At 64.2% G+C, this 19490-nt stretch carries 16 protein-coding genes; 6 read left to right on the top strand and 10 right to left on the bottom strand.

Annotated elements, in window-relative coordinates; genetic code table 11:
- Nucleotides 1-149 precede the first annotated feature (149 nt).
- From ppc to egtB, 3 genes are all read right to left on the bottom strand, one after another.
- Nucleotides 150-2942 carry a phosphoenolpyruvate carboxylase gene (gene ppc, locus LJE61_RS05100; RefSeq protein WP_296911294.1) on the bottom strand — a complete coding sequence of 931 codons (2793 nt, stop codon included), beginning with the start codon at nt 2940-2942 and terminating at the stop codon, nt 150-152.
- Between the two features lie 336 nt (nt 2943-3278).
- On the bottom strand, nt 3279-4373 hold the full coding sequence (egtD, locus tag LJE61_RS05095) for an L-histidine N(alpha)-methyltransferase (protein WP_296917679.1): 1095 nt from the start codon (nt 4371-4373) through the stop codon (nt 3279-3281).
- Nucleotides 4370-5677 carry an ergothioneine biosynthesis protein EgtB gene (gene egtB, locus LJE61_RS05090; RefSeq protein ID WP_296911290.1) on the bottom strand — a complete coding sequence of 436 codons (1308 nt, stop codon included), beginning with the start codon at nt 5675-5677 and terminating at the stop codon, nt 4370-4372. The genes egtD and egtB overlap by 4 nt, the downstream gene beginning before the upstream one ends.
- A 355-nt stretch (nt 5678-6032) precedes the next feature.
- On the opposite strand from egtB, the gene LJE61_RS05085 reads away from it, so the two are divergent.
- The 6 genes from LJE61_RS05085 to LJE61_RS05060 all read left to right on the top strand — a co-directional run bounded on the left by LJE61_RS05085 (nt 6033) and on the right by LJE61_RS05060 (nt 12375).
- A complete protein-coding gene (locus tag LJE61_RS05085; protein ID WP_296917677.1) occupies nt 6033-6203 on the top strand; it encodes a hypothetical protein in 171 nt (56 codons plus the stop codon).
- Nucleotides 6204-6413: 210 nt separating this feature from the next.
- Entirely contained in the window at nt 6414-7076 is a 663-nt protein-coding gene (locus LJE61_RS05080; RefSeq protein WP_296917675.1) for an LON peptidase substrate-binding domain-containing protein, read from the top strand.
- A gap of 214 nt (nt 7077-7290) precedes the next feature.
- Nucleotides 7291-7617, top strand: coding sequence for a HesB/IscA family protein (locus LJE61_RS05075; RefSeq protein WP_296911268.1), 327 nt, complete (start codon nt 7291-7293; stop codon nt 7615-7617).
- 17 nt (nt 7618-7634) lie between these two features.
- On the top strand, nt 7635-8066 hold the full coding sequence (locus LJE61_RS05070) for a SufE family protein (RefSeq protein ID WP_296911266.1): 432 nt from the start codon (nt 7635-7637) through the stop codon (nt 8064-8066).
- 149 nt (nt 8067-8215) lie between these two features.
- Nucleotides 8216-9277, top strand: a complete 1062-nt coding sequence (locus LJE61_RS05065; RefSeq protein ID WP_519972947.1) for an efflux RND transporter periplasmic adaptor subunit — start codon at nt 8216-8218, stop codon at nt 9275-9277.
- The gene (locus LJE61_RS05060) at nt 9274-12375 is read left to right on the top strand and encodes an efflux RND transporter permease subunit (protein WP_296917673.1); all 3102 of its coding nucleotides are present in this window, start codon (nt 9274-9276) and stop codon (nt 12373-12375) included. Before LJE61_RS05065 ends, LJE61_RS05060 begins: the two co-directional genes overlap by 4 nt.
- A 13-nt stretch (nt 12376-12388) precedes the next feature.
- On the opposite strand, the gene rnhB is transcribed toward LJE61_RS05060, so the two are convergent.
- From rnhB to bamA, 7 genes are all read right to left on the bottom strand, one after another.
- Nucleotides 12389-13048 carry a ribonuclease HII gene (gene rnhB, locus LJE61_RS05055; protein ID WP_296917671.1) on the bottom strand — a complete coding sequence of 220 codons (660 nt, stop codon included), beginning with the start codon at nt 13046-13048 and terminating at the stop codon, nt 12389-12391.
- Nucleotides 13029-14186 (bottom strand): lipid-A-disaccharide synthase, encoded by a 1158-nt coding sequence (gene lpxB / locus LJE61_RS05050; protein ID WP_296913862.1) that lies wholly within the window; start codon nt 14184-14186, stop codon nt 13029-13031. Before lpxB ends, rnhB begins: the two co-directional genes overlap by 20 nt.
- Nucleotides 14186-14956, bottom strand: a complete 771-nt coding sequence (gene lpxA / locus LJE61_RS05045; RefSeq protein WP_296913860.1) for an acyl-ACP--UDP-N-acetylglucosamine O-acyltransferase — start codon at nt 14954-14956, stop codon at nt 14186-14188. Before lpxA ends, lpxB begins: the two co-directional genes overlap by 1 nt.
- Complete coding sequence (gene fabZ, locus LJE61_RS05040; RefSeq protein ID WP_296913871.1) at nt 14953-15393, bottom strand: 3-hydroxyacyl-ACP dehydratase FabZ; 441 nt, start codon at nt 15391-15393, stop codon at nt 14953-14955. Before fabZ ends, lpxA begins: the two co-directional genes overlap by 4 nt.
- A 73-nt stretch (nt 15394-15466) precedes the next feature.
- Nucleotides 15467-16513, bottom strand: a complete 1047-nt coding sequence (lpxD, locus tag LJE61_RS05035; RefSeq protein WP_296913868.1) for a UDP-3-O-(3-hydroxymyristoyl)glucosamine N-acyltransferase — start codon at nt 16511-16513, stop codon at nt 15467-15469.
- 39 nt (nt 16514-16552) lie between these two features.
- The gene (locus tag LJE61_RS05030) at nt 16553-17059 is read right to left on the bottom strand and encodes an OmpH/Skp family outer membrane protein (RefSeq protein WP_296913866.1); all 507 of its coding nucleotides are present in this window, start codon (nt 17057-17059) and stop codon (nt 16553-16555) included.
- A gap of 21 nt (nt 17060-17080) precedes the next feature.
- On the bottom strand, nt 17081-19411 hold the full coding sequence (gene bamA / locus LJE61_RS05025; RefSeq protein ID WP_367114907.1) for an outer membrane protein assembly factor BamA: 2331 nt from the start codon (nt 19409-19411) through the stop codon (nt 17081-17083).
- Nucleotides 19412-19490: the final 79 nt, after the last annotated feature.

The following is a 19490-nucleotide window of genomic DNA, read 5'->3' as shown; positions in this document are numbered from 1 at the left end:
CTGGCGGGTGGTTCGATACACGTACGGCTCTTCGTTCCGCCGCCTGTCGGGCCATCGAGCGGCCATGATAGCACTGCCAATTTCTGCGTCCTGCGCACCTTCGCGGGTCCAATCTGGTCATCCGTGCGAATCACCAGCCATCCGTGCCTTCACCCGGTGTTGCGCATCCCCGCGGCAATCGCGTTGATCGATCTCAGCAAGGGGTCCAGCCATTGCTCGCGTTTTTCGTCCTCCAGCTCGCCGCGGTAGCGTTCGAGCAGGGCGACCTGGATGTGATTCAAGGGGTCGAGGTAGATGTTGCGCCGCGCCAAGGAGCGTTGGAGATCCGGGGTCTCCTCCATCAGACCGCGCAGGCCGGCGACGTTCATCACCTGGGTCAGGGTCCGCTCATACTCGGCCTCGATGATCTTGTAGATCGCCTCGGCCCGCTCGCGGTTCTCAGCCAGACGCGCATAGGCCCGGGCGATGTGCATCTCCGCCTTGAACAGCGACATCTGTGTGTTGGAGAGAAGGGCACGGAAATAAGGCCACTCCTGATACATCTTCTGCAGCTTGGCGAGCCGTTCCAGATCGTTTCCGCGATAGCGCTCCAGCGCATGCCCGATGCCGAACCAGGCCGGCAGGGTGTGCCGCGACTGGGCCCAGCCGAAGACCCAGGGGATAGCGCGGATCGAGCTCAATGAGCGGTCGGCCTTCTTGCGGTGGGAAGGGCGCGAGCCGATGTTCAGCAGGGCGATGCCATCGAGTGGTGTGCACTCGTAGAAATAGTCCAGGAGGCCGTCGGTTTCCTGGACCAGGCCCCGATACGCCTCCTCGCCGTAGCCGGCGAGCTCGTCCATGATGCCGAGATAGTCCTTGCGGTCTTCCGGAGGCGACTCGATCAGGCAGCGGCTGGCCTTGATCAGGCCGCTGATGCCCATGGTGAGCTCGTAGCGCGCCGTCTCCGGGTTGGCGTAACGGTAGGAGAGCACCTCGCCCTGCTCGGTAAACTTGATCTGGCCATGCACCGTGTCCGTCGGCTGCGCCAGGATGGCCTCATGGGTAGGGCCGCCGCCACGCCCGATGGTGCCGCCGCGCCCGTGAAACAGGCGGCAGGAGACCCCGTGATCGTCGGCCAGCTGGATCACCTTCCGCTGCGCCTCGTAGAGCCGCCAGCCCGAGGCCAGGATGCCGCCGTCCTTGCACGAATCCGAATAGCCGAGCATCACCTCTTGCTGATTGCCCGACGCCTTCAGCAGCGCGCCGTAGGTCGGATCCTCAAACAGCCGACCCATCACGTCGGCGATCCGGTTCAGATCGTCGATGGTCTCGAAGAGGGGCGAGATCTGAATGTGGCAGAACCAGCCCTGGCGATCCTTGCCGGCGAGGCCGGCCAGACGCGCCAACAGCATGACCTCCATGACATGGCTGGCGGCATGGGTCATGGAGACGACGTATTGACCGAACAGACTCTTGCTGATCTCGGCGCGCATCTGGGCCATCACCTCGAGGGTCTCGAGGGTCTCGCGTGTCTCCGGGGTCAGGGTGGCCTTGTCGATCACGAACGGATGCGGATGCGCGATCGCCTCGGCCAGCGCCAACAGGCGTTGCTCCTCGTCGAATGCCTGATAGTAAGGGGCGCCGGTCTGTCGGGCGAAGAGCTCGGTGACGGCCTGGGTGTGACGGGCCGATTCCTGGCGGATGTCCAGGTAAACAAGATGGAATCCAAACGTCTCGACGAGTCGGATGAGATCCTGTAGCGGACCGGCGGCCGCGTTCGCATCGCCGTGGTGATGCAGTGAATCGCGGATGAGATACAGATCGGCGAGGAAATCAGGCTCGCCGTCGTAGCCTTCCGGGAGATCGGGATCGTAGCGACCCGCCATCCGGGCGCGGATGCGCTCGAGGTTGGCGCTCAGGCGATGATCCATCATGGCCAGCTTGCGCCGGTAGGGCTCGTGGACATACCGCCGGAGGCTCTGTCCCATCGTCTCGACCCAGTAGTCCTCGTCGGCATCCAGACTGTCCAAGAAGGCTGGTGACGGCTGACACAGCGAGCTGGCGTGACTGAGCATGCGCTGAAGCATTCGAATGCGCTCGAGATAAAGCTCGAGCACCAGCTCGCCGTGCATGCGCACCGCCAGCTCGGTGGTCTCAGGCTTGACGAAGGGGTTGCCGTCACGGTCCCCGCCGATCCATGAGCCGAAACGAATGAAGCTCGGGACCCTGATGCCGCTCTGCCCGCCATACACCCGCCGGACCGCCTTCTCCAGAAAGCGATAGACCTGGGGTACGGCCTCGAACAGCGACTCGCGGAAGAAATAGAGTCCCTGGCGCACCTCGTCAGTGACCTGGGGCTTGTGAATGCGGACCTCGTCGGTCTTCCAGAGGATCTGGATCTGGGTCAGGATCGCCTGGAGCCGCTCCTCCAGCTCCTCGTCGTTGAGCTTGCGCCGATGCAGATCCTGGCCGAGCAGAAAGATCCGGCGGAAATCCTCCAGGATGGTCCGCCGTTTGGCCTCTGTGGGATGGGCGGTGAAGACCGGCAGATACACCAGGTGCTCGAGCAGGCTCTGAAGGTTCTCGGAGCTCACGCCGTCGGCGTGGAGCTGGCGCACCATGTCATCGAACGAACCCATCCAGAGCCGCTCGCCCGCCGCGATGAGGTCCATGCGCGCAAGATAGGCACTCAGCTCCTCGGCGGTATTGACCAGTCCGAAGTAGATGTTGAAGGCGCGGATCACCTCCGAGAGGGTCTGCGCATCCAGCCCTTCGATCCGCTTGACGAGCTTCTCGCGCAGCTGCGGATCGTCCCGCTCCCGCAGCTGCATGAAGCCATCGCGCAGCCGCTCGACGATCACCAGGACACGCTTGCGGCTATGCTCGCGCAAGACCTCGCCGAGCAAGGCGGTGAAGAGCTGGACGTCACGCTCCAACCCGTCGTCGTTCGAAATCTCGTTCATCGGGGAAGACTCGGTGTGCGGGGGACTGCCGACCGCGGCCGGTGGCGCACAGGATATCACCTTCCCCCTGCCCATCTTGCAAAAGCCTGGGCGTCCGGGCGCTGTCGATCTTCGCCTGAATGAGGGCGACTGCGGGCAGTCTTGCGTGCTGACAAGGCGTGGCGAACAGCAATCGTGGTTCTTCACCCGGTTCTCAACCGGCGACCGACGCACGCGCCGCTGAGGGCTCGGGTGCAGCGACTGGCGCACGCACCGAGGTCGGCGTCCCGCTCCCTGCGCCGCTCGTGCAAAGCGCTGTCCCGGTTGCCGCAAGTGCGCGCGCCGGCGAACGCGCTGTCATGCCTGATTGGGGGCGGCGGCGCACGCCGCCGGGCGGACCCCGCGCACGCGAAGGCAATGCACGCTGAAGAGCCCCTCGGGGTCGGTCCAGACCTGCTCGGAGAGAAAACCAGCATCCCGGGCAAGCCGCTTAAAGACCTCGGTGCCATACTTGTAGGAGCTCTCGGTGTGGATCGTCTCGCCTGCCCGAAAATCGAAGGCCGCTCCGGCGACCCGCACCCGCTGGTCGACCCGGCTGACGAGGTGCATCTCCACACGGCTCTCGGCGGCATTGAAGAAGGCGCGGTGCGCAAAGGCGTCGAGGTCGAAGTCGCCGTCGAGCTCGCGGTTGATCCGGGTCAGGAGATTCAGGTTGAAGGCCGCGGTGACGCCTTGGGCGTCATCGTATGCTGCGTTCAGGATCGCCGGATCCTTCGGCAGATCGACACCGATCAGGAGGCGACCGCCCGCGCCGAGCAGTCCGGCGACGCGGCGGAGGAGCAGGCGTGCATCGTCCGGATCGAAGTTGCCGATGCTGGAGCCCGGAAAAAAGGCCGCGAGGTCGGTCCAGTCCGGCTCCAGGGGCAGCCTGAAGGGGGCCGAATAGTCCGCGCAGGCAGCACGAATAGCGAGGCCGGGGAAGCGTTCGGCCAGGGCGTAGGCAGACTCCAGCAGGTGCTCCCTGGAGATGTCGACCGGCAGGTACGTCCTGGGCCGAAGGGCGGCCAGCAGGATCTGGATCTTGAGACTGCTCCCGCTGCCGAGCTCGATCAAGACATTGTCTCGACCCAGGCGGTCGGCCATCTCGGACCCGTATTCCCGGAGGATGCCGATCTCGGTGCGGGTTGGATAATACTCAGGCAGCTCGGTGATGGCGTCGAATAGCCTGGACCCATGCTGGTCGTAGAACAGCTTCGGAGAGAGCCGCTTAGCCGGCCGTCCAAGCCCCTCGAGCACCTCTGCACACACATCGGCCGGGGTCGGGCGGTAGTCGAAGAAACGGACCGAGCCGGACGGCTGACCCGAGCGCCGTCCCCCTCCCTGCCCCTCCTCGGTCGTCGCCTGCGGATGTCTCCCGGGATTCGGTCGTTGCAGCGCACCGAGGTGAGTCATCGTAGCGTCTCCGCGAGTCTGAATCCCTTGAACTGCCAGCGCTCTTGGGGGTAAAAGAAGTTGCGATAACTGGCTCGGAGATGGTCTCGCGAGCTTGCGCAGGAACCGCCCCGCAACACCATCTGACCACACATGAACTTGCCGTTGTACTCACCGAGCGCGCCGGACGGAGACTGGTAACCCGGGTAGGGCAGGTAGGCCGAAGCCGTCCATTCCCAGACGTCCCCGAAGAGCTGGACGAGTCCGTCCCGATTGGTTGCCTGGTCGCGGCGTGCCGGTTGCGGATGGAGGTAACCGTCCTCGACGAGGTTCCCGCTGATGGGCCTGCCTGCGGCCGCATGCTCCCATTCAGCCTCGGTCGGCAGCCGCTTCCCGGCCCAGGTGGCAAAGGCATCGGCCTCGTAGTAGCTGACGTGACAGACGGGCTCAGCCGGGTTGACCGGACGCATCCCGCCCAGGGTCATCACCTGCCACGCACCATCCCGCGATTCCCAGTACAGGGGCGCCCGCCAGCCGCCCTCGCGGACCGCCGCCCAGCCGTCGGCAAGCCACAGGGCCGGCGTCTGATAGCCCCCATCGGCGATGAACTGGAGCAACTCGCCGTTCGTGACAGGTCGATTCCCCAGGGCATAGGGCGAGAGAAAGGTCGAGTGGCGGGGCCACTCGTTGTCATAGGCAAACCCGACCGGGTGTGCTCCGATCTCGACCAGTCCGCCCTCGAAGGTCACCCAGCGCAGCGGCTCTGGTTCGCCGAGCGGAGCCGTGAGCAGCTCTGCCCGATAGGCGGGGCGCAGCGGATTGTGTGCAAAATTCTGCTTGATGTCGGTGACGAGCAGCTCCTGATGCTGCTGCTCGTGATTCAACCCGATCCGAATCCGCTGCTCAACCACCGGCCAGTCGGCCGATCGGCAGTGCTCGATCAGCCGGACCATCGACTCATCGACGTGATGGCGGTAGGCGTAGACGTCGGAAACCGTCGGTCTCGACAGCAGACCCCGCTCAGGACGCGGCCAGAACCCGGTTCCGGTCTGCTCGTAGTAACTGTTGAAGAGATACTCGAAGCGCGGGTGAAAGACCTGATAGCCGGGCAGATACGGGCGCAACAGGAAGGTTTCGTAGAACCAGGACACGTGCGCCAAGTGCCATTTCGGGGGACTGGTCTCGACGCGGGTCTGCAGGCCGAAGTCCTCGGTGACGAGGGGCTCGCAGAGGTGCTCGGTGAAGGCGCGGATACGCCGGAAGTCCCCGGACAGGTCCGCTCGCACGGCATCCGCCGCACCAGCGCTCGATGAGGAAAAGTGCATCTGGGTCTCGCTCTCGATAATTGATGGGCCATAGCCACGAGTCACAGGGGACGGATCGAGCAGGCCATCCTGGGGACGCACGGGCCTGAGCGACGCCGGCCAGTGAGCGGGGACGCGCCGAAGGGCGCACCTCGTCCGTGCAGGCTTGGGGGGGCCGGCCCCGGCCGTTTGCTGCCTCGCCTGGGATGGTGTGTCCAGCCCGGCGGATTTCCAGCCTACGGGGAATGTTTCGGCTGAGACTCGGGCCCCTGCCGGTGGTGAAAAATCCGGCGCCTCCCCCTGCACGCTGGCCTCGAGCTCCCCGAGCTCTGTTAGGGACCGCGGCGAGCGCGTCGTCGCCCGATGCTTTCCGGGCATGACCCGACAAGACCAGCAACTCCCCCGGATTCTTGGCCTCAGCGGCGGCTTCTTCCAGGAGCGCAAGTCCCTTGTCCGGATCGAGGCCGCTGCGGGGCAGACTCGCACCCAGGGCCGCCTTTTCCAGGGCCTCGAAGCAAAGATCCTCCGCTTGCCCGCAGAGATCTAGGGCATAATCGGGGATCACCGCCGTCGTCCGCGGCCAACGCCTGGTCGCGACGCGCCGATCGGCCAGGAGGCCCCGGCGGGCGCGATCTTGCGGGCTGGCGAAGCGCCCGTCTAGGGAACCTCAGCGGACGCCCCATTTAGGTGGCATGGGATCAAAACCGATCAACAGCATCGCCGGACTCTCGCCGCGATCCGGGAACTGGAGCATCCGATGACCCGCAACCCCTTCTTTCCGAAATTCGCTGAGCTGCCAGCCGAGATCCCGATCTTCCCGTTGGCCGGGGCTGTGGTGATGCCGGGCGTTCAACTGCCGCTCAATGTCTTCGAGCCGCGCTACCTGAGCATGGTCTTCGATGCCTTGGCATCGGACCATCTGATCGGGATGATCCAGCCGACCAGTGAGACGATGACCGAAGACGTACCTGAGATTCATCGCGTCGGATGCGCAGGGCGGGTGACCTCCTACAGCGAGACGAGCGACGGCAGGATCGTGCTGGTCCTCACCGGGGTGTGCCGCTTCCAGGTGGTCAAGGAGATCTCGCAGAGGCGCGGCTATCGACGGGTCAGCGTCGATTGGGAGCCATTCGCGGCAGACTATCGAGAGAGTGATTCAGTGATCGCCGATCGCAAGGGCTTTCTGACCTCTTTGAAGGCGTACTGTGCCTTGCGGGGCGTCGAGGTGCCCTGGGATGATGTCGAGCAGATGGCAGACACGGACCTCACGAACCTGCTTTGCGCACACCTACCGCTCAGTCCGGAAGACAAACAGGCGCTGATCGAGACGCTCCCGACGGTTGACCGGGCCGCGCTCATGAGAGGTCTGTTGGACATGGCCGCGGCGGCAAGCATGGAAACTGCGGAGCACCGGCATTGATCTGGCGCCACCAGGCGCTGGCTGGGGCGGCGGTCGATGTCGGCCGCCCCTCGTCAATTGCGAAAGCGCATGCGCCACGCAGCCGCTCTCAGGGTACAACCGAACGAACGAGCACAGCGGCCGTGAGTCGGGTCGGGGTTGAAAACATCCCGCGCGTGCACATGTCGACATCGTCAGACGTGAGACCCTTCAGCGATACGAGGAAAACGACGCCATGGCAGTGAGCTTGACGGAAGCAGCCGCAAACCATGTTGCGGCCATGTTGGACAAGCGCGGGCACGGCATTGGCCTGCGTGTCGGGACCCGCAAGAGCGGATGCACCGGTTACGCCTACAATGTCGACTACGCGGATCAGGTCGAGCCGACAGACCGGATCTTCGAGAGTCACGGCGTCAAGGTCGTCGTCGATGAGGACAGCCTCAGTCGGATCGACGGCATGGAGATCGACTTCGTGCGATCCAGCTTACTGAATCAGGGATTCGAGTTTCGCAACCCGAGGGTCAAAGACACCTGTGGCTGCGGCGAGTCCTTCAGCGTCTGACGCCAGGACCCGAACCGATGCTCAACGCGGAGATGACCGAGATCATCGAGAACTTCGAGTTACTCGGTGACTGGGATCAACGCTATCAATATCTGGTAGAGATCGGCGAGCGGCTGACTCCGATGCCCCCCGAGGACAAGACCGACGCCAACCGCGTCACGGAGTGTATGAGCCTGGTGCACGTCTCGGCCCACCCGGCCCCGGACCAGCCGGGCCATCTCGTGTTTCGCGGCGACTGCGATACGGCCATCATCAAAGGCGTCGTGGCCCTCCTGGTCGGACTTTTCTCCCGCAAGCGCCCTGACGAGATCGCCGCACTGGATGTCGAGACGCTCTTCGAAGCACTGCGACTCCAGGAGCATCTGAGCCCGAATCGGCACGTCGGTGTCTATGCGATCGTCAACAAGATGAAGGGCCAGGCGGAGTCCGCTTCCCGCGCCGGGCATTGAGCCGGAGCGGGTTCGCGCGGCAGCGGGTGCGATCGCCGGCGGCCGCAAGCCGCCGTCGCCGACCCACGGCTGCGCGGATCCGGTGTGCGACCGTGCGCTGCGAGCATCGCTGCTCAAACCAGCCCCTTTTGATATCCCGCTCACCCCCGATGCACCTCTTGACGCTGGTTTTCGCCGTGATCGCTGCCGCGGCCCTGACGGTCCCGTCCTCCGCCGTTGCGGTTGCCGTCACTGTAGCGGAAGCCAGGCCGATCCCGCTCGCCGAGCGCGTGGAGGCCTTGGGGACGCTGAAGGCCAACGAATCGGTCACCATTTCTTCCAACGTCACCGAAACCATCTCGGCCATTCACTTCGTCGACGGGCAGCGGGTGCGCGAGGGAGACGTCCTGGTTGAGCTGACCAGTGTCGAGCAACATGCCCAGCTCGACGAGGCGCAGGTCCGGGTCGGTGAGGCAGAGCGTCAATATCAGCGCGTCAAGGCACTCGTAGCCCAACGATCGGCCTCCGAATCCCTCCTCGACGAGCGCAAGCGCGACCTCGACACCGCCCGGGCCATTCTGGTCGCGATCGAATCGCGGCTCTCCGACCGGCTCATCAGGGCCCCTTTCGACGGCGTGCTGGGTCTGCGAAATGTCAGCCGTGGTGCCTTGGTGGAACCCGGGGACGTGATCACGACACTTGATGACGACAGCCTCATGAAGCTCGATTTCACGGTCCCGAGCGTCTATCTGACCGCGCTTGCACCCGGTCTCCGGATCGAGGCGCGCACGCGCGCCTTCGGCGACCGGCTCTTCGAGGGCGTCGTGCGCGGCATCGACAGTCGCATCGATCCGGTGGCGCGATCGATCCAGGTGCGTGCACTCATCCCGAACCCCGAACGCTCCCTGAAGCCCGGCCTGCTGATGCAGGTCGAGCTCTTGGTCGACCCGCGCGATGGCCTCGTCATTCCCGAGGCGGCCGTCCTTCATCAGGGTGAGGCACACTTCGTGCTCGCCGTCGTCGATGCCGAGGGGGGTCTTACCGCGGAACGGCGCCCGATCCGCATTGGGACGCGTAAACCGGGCCTGGTCGAGGTGCGGGATGGGCTCGCGCAGGGCGACCGCGTCATCGTGCACGGCCATGGCAAGATCCGGCCCGGTCAGCCAGTCGAGATCCTCTCGACCGACAAGGATCAGCCCTATCTGCGGCCCGGGACGGGGCAGATCCCATGATCCTGTCCGACATCTCGGTCACCCGCCCGGTCCTCGCCACCGTCCTGTCGCTCTTGCTGGTCGCCTTCGGGCTGGTGGCCTTCGACCGCCTGCCCCTGCGCGAGTACCCGGATATCGATCCGCCCGTGGTCTCGATCGAGACCATCTATCCCGGAGCCGCGGCCAACGTCGTCGAGACGCGCATCACCCAGCTCATCGAGGATCGGATCGCCGGTGTCGAGGGTATCCGCACCGTCGAGTCCGTCAGCGAGGACGGACGCTCGGCAATCACCGTGGAGTTCAGTATCGACCGCGACATCGACGGCGCGGCCAACGACATCCGCGACCGCGTCTCGGGTGTCCTGGATCAGCTCCCGGCCGAGGCCGAGCCGCCCGACATCCAGAAGGTTGACAGCAACGAAGACGTGATCATGTGGCTGAACCTCGTCAGCGACCGCATGAGCGTGCCCGAGCTGACCGACTACGCGCGGCGCTACCTGGTGGATCGTTTCTCCGTGCTGGACGGGGTCGCGCGCATCCGCGTGGGCGGTAGCCAGGTGTACGCCATGCGGGTCTGGCTCGACCGCAACGAGCTGGCCGCCCGCGGCCTGACGGTAACGGACGTCGAAGCCGCCCTGCGGGCGGAGAACCTCGAGCTCCCCGCGGGTGGGATCGAGTCGGTCGATCGGCAATTCGGCGTGCGCATGAGCCGGGCCTTCGAGGAGGCCGACGATTTCGCCCGCCTGGTCCTGGCGCGCGGGCGCGACGACTATCTGGTACGTCTCGGAGACGTTGCGCGGGTCGAGCGCGGCACCGAGGAAGATCGGACCTTCTTCCGCGGCAACGGCGTGCCCATGGTCGGAATCGGCGTGATCAAGCAGTCGACCGCCAACACCATCGCGGTGGCCGATGCGGCGAAGGCCGAGGCGGCGCGGATCAACCCAACGCTGCCCGAGGGCATGGCGATCAAGCAGAGCTTCGACTCCTCGGTCTTCATCAAAGACGCCGTCAAGGAGGTCTACAAGACGCTTACCATCGCCATCGGGCTGGTCATCCTGGTGATCTTCCTCTTCCTCGGCAGCGTGCGGGCCATGCTGGTGCCGGCGGTCACCGTGCCCGTGTCACTGGTCGCCACCTTCACGGTTCTGCTCGCACTCGGATTCTCTCTCAATATCCTCACTTTGCTGGCGTTGGTCTTGGCGATCGGCCTGGTGGTCGACGATGCCATCGTGGTGTTGGAGAACATCCATCGACGGATGGAGGAATCTGGTGAGACGCGGCTCGTGGCCGCTTATCGCGGGACGCGCCAGGTCGCATTCGCGGTGGTGGCGACGACCGTCGTTCTGGTCTCGGTTTTCGTGCCGATCGCCTTCCTCCAAGGCGACGTCGGGCGGCTCTTCGCCGAGTTCGCGCTCACCATGGCGGCCGCGGTGTTCTTCTCCTCCTTCGTTGCCTTGTCATTGTCGCCGATGCTCGCGTCCCAGATCCTTCCGCGGGTGCATCGGCATGCCTCGCTGAGCCAGGCGGTCGAGCGGGCCTTTCAGCGGGTCCGACGCGGTTACGCCACCCTCCTGAGGCTTCTGCTGCGCCAGCCTTGGATCGTGCTCTTGGCCTTCATCGCGACGCTCGCCGGGGCAGTCTGGCTGTTCGGTCAGATCCCGAGGGAATACGCACCGAAAGAGGATCGCGGCGCCTTCTTCGTGCTGGTGAACGGCCCCGAAGGGGCGTCCTATCGGTACATGAGTGTCTACATGGACGAGATCGAGCGCCGGCTCATGCCCTACGTCGAATCCGGCGAGGCGATCCGACTGCTGGTACGGGCGCCACGCACCTTCTCCAACACCGCGCTCTTCAACACCGGCATGGTGGTGATGGTGCTCAACGACTTCGAGCAGCGCCGCTCCGGTTGGGTGATCATGGACGAAGTGCGGGTCAAGCTGGCCGACCTGCCCGGCGTGACCGCCTTCCCGGTGATGCGCCAGGGTTTCGGTGCGCGGATCCAGAAGCCGGTTCAGTTCGTGATCGGCGGAGGAACCTACGAAGAGCTCGCCGAATGGCGGGACACCCTGCTTGAGGCGATCGAGCGGGACAACCCCGGCCTGACGGGGATCGACTGGGACTACAAGGAGACCAAGCCCCAGCTCAGGATCCAGATCGACTACGATCGGGCGGCCGATCTCGGCGTCACGATCGGCGACGTCGGACGCACGCTCGAGACCATGCTGGGGTCGCGCAAGGTGACGACCTATCTGGACGGGGGCGAGGAATACGACGTCATCCTCGAGGGCGAGCGTGACGAGCAGCGCACCCCCGGAAGCCTCGAGAATCTCTATGTCCGATCCGATCGCAGCGCCGAGCTGATCCCTCTCTCCAATCTGGTGAGCGTGATCGAGTCGGCCGATTCACAGAGCCTCAACCGGTTTAACCGGCTGCGAGCCATTACCATTGAGGCCAACCTCGATTCGGGTCTTGCCCTCGGTGATGCGCTGAGCTACCTGGAAACCAAGGTCGCGGAGCACCTGCCGGAGCAGGCCCAGATCGATTACAAGGGGCAAAGCCGCGACTTCCGCTCGAGCAGCCAGGACATCCTGTTCGTCTTCGCGCTGGGCCTGTTGGTGGTCTTTCTCGTCCTCGCGGCGCAGTTCGAGAGCTGGGTTCACCCCCTGGTGATCATGCTGACGGTGCCGCTTGCGATGGCCGGCGCGTTACTTGCGTTATGGCTCGCCGGACTGACGCTCAATCTCTACAGCCAGATCGGACTCATCATGCTGGTCGGGCTTGCTGCCAAGAACGGCATCCTCATCGTCGAGTTCGCAAACCAGCTGCGCGACCGGGGCAGGGCCTTCCGTGAGGCGCTGGTCGAAGCGGCCGAGGTCCGTCTGCGCCCCATCGTCATGACCGGAATCACCACCGCCGCCGGATCGGTCCCTCTCCTCCTCTCCAGCGGTGCCGGCGCGGAGACGCGCTCCGTCATCGGCACCGTCATCCTCGCCGGCGTCCTGGCCGCGACCCTCTTCACCCTCTTCGTGGTCCCGGTCGCCTACGATCTGCTCGCCCGCCGCACCGGCTCGCCCGGCGACGTCAAACGCAGGTTGGAACGCGAGATGGGTGAATCCTGACGCACATGCCCGGTCATTTCCGTGGTCGCGCGTCTGGTCGCCGTTCATCCTCCGGAGGCTGAATCAGCACCCGGACAGGTGCATAGGTGCGTCTGTGCTCGGGGCAGGGCCCCAAACGGCGCAGTGCCGCCAGGTGGGCGCGTGTGGGATAGCCCTTGTGACCGGCAAAGCCGTAACCGGGAAACGCGAGGTCCAATTCACACATGAGGCGGTCGCGGGCGACCTTCGCAAGGATCGAAGCTGCGCCGATCGAAGGGACCGACCCATCGCCGCCGATCACCGCCTGGGCCTCACAACCCACATCCGGACAACGATTCCCGTCGACGAGGACCCGGTTCGGGCGGATGGCCAGCGCCGCGACGGCACGCTGCATCGCTACCAGGGATGCCTGCAGGATGTTGATCCGGTCGATTTCCTCGGCGCTCGCCCAAGCGACCGCCCAGGCCAGGGAGCAATCGCGGATCTCCAGCTCCAGCGATTGGCGTCGCGCCGGGGTCAGTGTCTTGGAGTCGGCAAGGCCGGCGATCGGCCGGAAGGGGTCGAGGATCACGGCGGCGGCGCTCACCGGGCCGGCCAGGGGTCCTCTACCCGCCTCGTCGACCCCGGCGACCAGGATGGGGGTGTCGCTCGTGCTCACCCGCGCCCCCTGCACGTCATGTCCGGCGCGGCTCACGGCCGATCAGCTCCAGGACGGCCTCGGCGGCGGCGCCGGCGGCGTCGTGCCGGAGCCGGAGATGGATACGCCGGTACTCGGCCTGAATCTCGGCGACGCGTGCCGGGTCGTCCAGAAAAGCCAGCACGGCCCGCGCCAGCAGCTCGGGACGGCAGCGCTCCTGAATCAGCTCAGGTGCCAGCTCCCGCTCCGCCAGGAGGTTCGCCATCGCGATATAGGGGACCTTGATCAGACCGAGCTGTTTGACCAGATGATAGGAGATCGGGTGGACACGATAGGCCACGACCATCGGACGTTTGCAGAGCAGCGTTTCCAGGGTTGCGGTGCCGGAGGCAGTGAGCACGACATCCGCGGCGGCAATGACCTCGCGGCTCCGACCGTCGACCAGGGTGACCGGCAGACTCGGAGCGACCCGCTCCAACTCCCCGACGAATCGCTCGCGCACACGAACGCTGACCAGAGGCACCAGAAAGTGCAGATCACCGCGGGCCGCAAGGCACTGGCTGGCTGCCTCGATGAAGGGCCCGGCCAAACGCTCGACCTCCGCCATCCGACTGCCGGGCAGAACGGCGATCAACGAGCCGACCCGCGGCATTCCCAGGGCGCGCCGTGCGGCACTCCGATCGATCTCGATCGGAATCTCGTCGGCGAGCGGATGCCCCACATAGCGAGCCGGCACGCCGTGCCGGCGCAGGAATGGCTCCTCGAACGGAAAGACACTCAGCATCAGATCGACGGCACGGCGGATCGACTTGACCCGACCCGGACGCCAAGCCCAGACGGTTGGGCTGACCAGGTGCACGGTTCGAATGCCCACGCGACGCAGCCGCCGTTCGAGCCCCAGATTGAAGTCGGGTGCGTCCACCCCGATGAAGACATCGGGGGGGGTTTGACGGAAATAGTGCTCGAGCTCCCGCCGCAGTCCGAGGAGCTCGCGAAGCTGGGCGAGAACCTCCATGAGGCCCATCACAGACAGCCGCTCCATGTCGAAGAGGCTCTCGCAACCCGCCTCCAACATCCGGGGTCCGGCGACACCGACGAAGCGGACGTCCGGGACGCGCCTGCGGATCTCACGCGCTAGAGCGGCACCCAGGATGTCGCCGGACGCCTCGTTTGCGACGATTCCGACTCGCAACATCAGCGCACGATGCTGCGCGTGCTGTCGTCGATGAAGTCAGCCAACCGGGTGATCTCCGGCACGCTCTCGGCCATCGCGCGCAGCTCGGACACGGCCTCTGCGAGCTTGAGATTCGCCAGATACAGCGTGCGGTAAGCGCGCTTGATCACCTGAATCGTCTCATCCGGGAAGCCGCGGCGCCGCAGTCCCTCGGCATTGATCCCGTGTGGCTCGGCGGGCTGTCCACTGACAGTGACGTAGGGCGGGACATCCTTGCTCAAGACAGACCCCATGGCGCAAAAGCTGTGCGCACCGATCCGACAGAACTGATGGACGATCGTGAAGCCGCCGAGGATGGCCCAGTCGTGCACCTGCACGTGCCCACCGAGCGATGCGGCATTCGCCATGATCACCTGATCGCCGATGCGGCAATCGTGGGCCACATGGGTATAGGCCATGAAGAGATTGTCGCTGCCGATCCGGGTGACGCCCTGGTCTTGAACGGTCCCGCGATGGAGGGTGGCAAACTCGCGAATCTGGTTACGGTCGCCGATCTCCAGATGGGTGGACTCACCGCCGTACTTCTTGTCCTGCGGATCCTCACCGACGGAGGCGAATTGAAAGATGCGATTGTCCCGACCGATCCGTGTCGGTCCTCTGATCACGGCATGCGGCCCGACCCGGGTGCCGGCCCCGATCTCGACGTCGGGTCCGATCACAACGAAAGGCCCTACCTCGACACCGGCCTCCAACCGCGCGGACGAATCGATGACGGCGGTGGGGTGAATCAAGCAGTGAAATCTCGTGCCGTGCACATGATCTCAGCGCTTGCAACGATGCGATCATCGACGCGCGCCTCACCGTCGAACTTCCAGATGCCACGACGCACCGGACCGAGCTTCACATCAAGAATCAACTGGTCTCCGGGCTCGACCGGCCGTTTGAAGCGGGCCTTATCGATCCCGACAAAATAATAGAGAGATTTCTCACCCACCTCATCAGGACGCGAGGCCATCGCCAACAATCCCGTCGCCTGCGCCATGGCCTCGACGATCAGGACCCCGGGCATGACCGGACGCACCGGGAAGTGACCCATAAAAAAGGGCTCGTTGTAGGAGACATTCTTGAGGGCGACCAAATACTCGTTGATCTTGAAATCGACGACTCTGTCGATCAATAGAAAAGGATAGCGGTGCGGCAAGAGACTCAGCACCTTATGGATGTCCATTGTGCTCACGGCGTCCTCCGAGCGGCCAAGACGCGCGTCCGCGTGCGTCGGCGTCAGATGCGATCCCTCCATTCTAGGTAGCCTCCCGCCCTTTTGCTTCATTCATCGTATCGATACGCGCCTCAAGTTCTCTGATGCGACGCGCCAGCTCATCCAGATGTTTAAAACGGGCCACGTTGCGTCGCCAGTCCGCGCTTGGCATCGCCGGGATGCCGCTGCTGTAGGAGCCGGGCTCCAAGACCGATCGGGTCACCATCGCCATGCCGGTGAAATGAACCCCGTCGCCGATCTCCAGATGACCCGCCATCCCCACAGCCCCTGAGATCGTGCAGTTGCGCCCGATCCGCGTCGACCCAGAGATCCCCGTATTGGCGGCCATCGCCGTGTTCTCACCGATCTGCACGTTATGGCCGATCTGGATATGGTTATCCAGCTTCACGCCGTCTGAGATGATGGTATCCGCGATCGCCCCACGGTCGACCGTCGTGTTGGCACCGATCTCGACGTCGTCGCCCAGGATGGCCCGACCGACCTGCGGCATACGGATCCAGCGATCCTCATCGCGCGCGAATCCAAAACCCTCGCGTCCGATGACGCTCCCCGGGTGCAGGAGCCCCCGTTTGCCGATCCGGGTCCCGGGGCACAGCGTGACGCGTGCGACCAGCCGGGTATCCTCACCAATCTCCACGCCTTCCCCGATGATGCAACCCGGGCCGACGAACACGCGGGGGCCGACCACCGCGTCGGCTTCCACGACGCAGGTGGGGCCAATCCATGCCGACGGATCGATCCGCGCGCTGGCTGCAACGACCGCACTCCCATGAACACCGCCGGCGACGGGGCGCGGAGGATAGAGGATCCAGGCCGCGCGTGCGAAGGTGAGATAGGGGTTTTCGCTCAACAGGACCGGAACCGTCGCGACGTCGGCATCCGATTCCGTCAAGACCACACAGCCGGCCCGAGTCGACTCGAGGGCCCGGCGAAGGCGGGCGTCGCCGAGAAAGCTGAGGCTCATCTCGTCGGCCGACGTCAGCGGGGCGATCCGTGAAACCCTGGCGGCCCCGTTTCCACGCAAGGGCACGCCCAAGCGCCCCGCCAGTTCGCTCAGCGAGATTTCCAAGGTCTTAGACAAACAGCCGACAACGACCTGATCCACCCATCACTTGTCTCCAAAGTCCTGTTTAAGGCGCTCGATCACCTTATCTGAGATATCGATCCTTGGACTGAAATACACCAACCCTTCACTGATCACGAGGTCGATCTTCTCTTCCTTGGCGACCTCGACCACGACCTCTCGCACTTGCAGGGCCAATTTCGTGCGCAGCTCGTTCTGACGCAGCGCAAAGTCCTCCTGGAACTCATCACGGGCGTACTTGAGCTTTCGGGTCCGACTGCGAATGTCGTTCTTGAGGCGTTGGATCTCGCCCTCGCTCATCAAGGCGCCCTCGCGCTCGAGGCGCCCCTGCAAGGCGGAGATCTGATCCTGCTGCTCGCGCAGGACGCGCTCACGCTCTTCGACCTCACGCTGGAGGGAAGCCCCTGCCGCCTCGTACTGGGGCGACTGCTCGACCACGCGGTTGGGGTCGACCACAGCGAGCCGATACTCGGCCGCAGCCGCACCCTGCAGTGCCAGGAGGGACAAGAGACCAAAACAACAACCAACCAACCGCCTCACGCGAGCCCTCCCTCAGAACGTCTGTCCGATGCCAAACTGGAAGGCCTGGGTATCGTCCCCATCCTCCTCGTTGAGCGGAAAGGCCAAGCTGATCGATAGGGCGCCGACCGGCGACAACCAGGTCGCCGAGAGACCCGCAGAATAGCGCAGGTCCCCTAGATCGAAGCCCGTTGGACTCACAAGATCTGAGTCATTGGTCTGCCAAACGTTACCGAAGTCGAGAAAGGCGCCGAGCCGCAAGGTCTTTTCGAAGTCACCCCCGACGGGCGCGGGCGCGAAGAGCTCGACGCTCCCCACCAGCCTGAGATTTCCGCCCACCGGATCATTGGTATCCGTCTCACGGGGCCCCAGGGAATTGGCGACAAAACCGCGCACCGTTCGCGGCCCCCCGGCGTAATAGTTTTCGAAGAAGGGTAGCTCGTCCGTGTCGCCGTAACCCTCGCCGTATCCGACATCCCCCGACAAGGACACCACGAACCGGCTCGTCAAGGGAACGTAGATCTGGTCTTGATAGATCAACTTGTAGTATTGGAGGTCGCTGCCGGGAACCGCAAGGTCGGCCCGCAGCGTGCGCAAGCCACCGCGTGTCGGGAAGATCGCGGTATCGCGACTGTCGTTTGTATAGCTCGCCGACAGGATGAAGTCGTTGAAGACATCGCCGTTGTCTTCGACAAATTCTTGCGCGAGTTGGGAAAAACCCGGTGTGAAATTCGTATATTGATAGCGCAGCCCCAATCCGGCACGGCTGGTCTCTGAGATCGGCAGTCCGAAATTGATCCCCAGCACGCCGACGTCGGTCGTGTAGTCGGCGCCGATCAATTCATCGAAGTCGGTTTCACGGTACGAGACATTGAAGCCGCGACTGATGCCGTCCACCGTGTAAAACGGGTTGGTGTAGGCGAACTGGTAAAGCTGCGTCGCACGGCTCGTGTTGAGGCCCAGCGAGACCCGCTTACCCGTTCCCAGGAAGTTGTTCTGCGTGACGCTCGCATTGAGTAGGATCCCCTGAGACTGCGAAAAGCCCACCCCAGCGGAGAGGTTACCGGCTGGCTTCTCCGTCACCGTCACGTCCACGTCGACCTGATCGGTCGATCCGGGCACGGCCGGCGTCTCGATCGAGACGTCTTCGAAGTAACCCAGCCGCTGCAGCCGCTCACGCGACTTGCGCACCAGGTCGGCCGAGAACCAGGCCGATTCCAACTGACGCATCTCCCGACGCAGGACCTCGTCCCGGGTTCGGGTGTTGCCTTTCATATTGACTCGGCGGACATACACGCGTTGACCCGGATCGACAAAAAAGGTGACCGCAACCTCCCTGGCCTCCTCGTCGATCTCGGGAATGGTGTTGACATTGGCGAAGGCATACCCGCGGTCGCCGAGCAGATTCGAGATGCGCTCTGCGCTCTCGGTGGTGGCGCGGCGCGAAAAATACTCGCCGCGTTTGAGATAGATGAGCGGGAAGAGCTCGGCCGACGGGATCGAGGGCTCTCCGGCCAGCTTGATGTCACTGATACGGAAGGGCTCGCCCTCGGCGATGACGACCGTCACATAGATGTCTTTCTTGTTCGGGCTGATTGAGACCTGGGTCGAGAGGATATCAAACTTAATAAAACCACGATCCAGGTAGAACGATCGCAACGACTCCAGATCGCCAGCGAGCTTCTGCTTCGAATATCGATCATTCTTCGAATAGAATGAGCTCCAACGGGTCGGGCCCAGCTCGAATTGCTTAAGCAGCTCCTTCTCCGGGAACGCCTTGCTCCCGATGATGGTGATCTGCTTGATCCGCGCGGTCAGTCCCTCGGTGATCTCGATTCGGACCGCGACGCGATTGCGCTCGAGCGGGGAAACCGTCGATTGAATGAGGACGCCATACTTGCCGCGAGCAAAATACTGCCGTTCAAGCTCCTGCTCGATGCGATCCAATACGGACCGGTCGAAGACCCGGCCCTCTTTGAGACCGATGTCGGCCAAGGCGGACGTGAGCACCTTGGTGTCGATGTCGCGGTTTCCCGCAATATCGATCTGAGCGATCGCCGGTCGCTCACGAACCCACAGGACCAGCACATCGCCCTCGCGCTCGACACGGACATCGTCAAAGAAACCGGTTTGGTACAGCGAGCGGATGATGCCTCCGGTGACGCCGTCACCGACCGTGTCGCCGACCTGGACAGGAAGATAGTTGAAGACCGTTCCGGGCGCGATCCGCTGCAGACCCTCCACCCGAATGTCCGAGATCTGGAATACCTCGGCCATAAGGGGGGTGTGGAGCGCCAACAGGAGACTCAGGAGCAGGAGCTGGCGCCGGGCGCAGCAAGGGGGCATCAAAGATATCGCGCGCAAGACAGGGTCCCCTCGATCAAGCCGAAGTCTGCGACGCAGTCGGCGTTCCAGGCGCGCTAGTATAAGTGATTCGTCAGGC

Source organism: Thiocapsa sp., from assembly GCF_022340925.1.
Taxonomy (GTDB): Bacteria; Pseudomonadota; Gammaproteobacteria; order Chromatiales; family Chromatiaceae; genus Thiocapsa.
The sequence above is the reverse complement of the archived record's forward strand: the minus strand, read 5'-3'. Positions and strand labels throughout refer to the sequence as shown.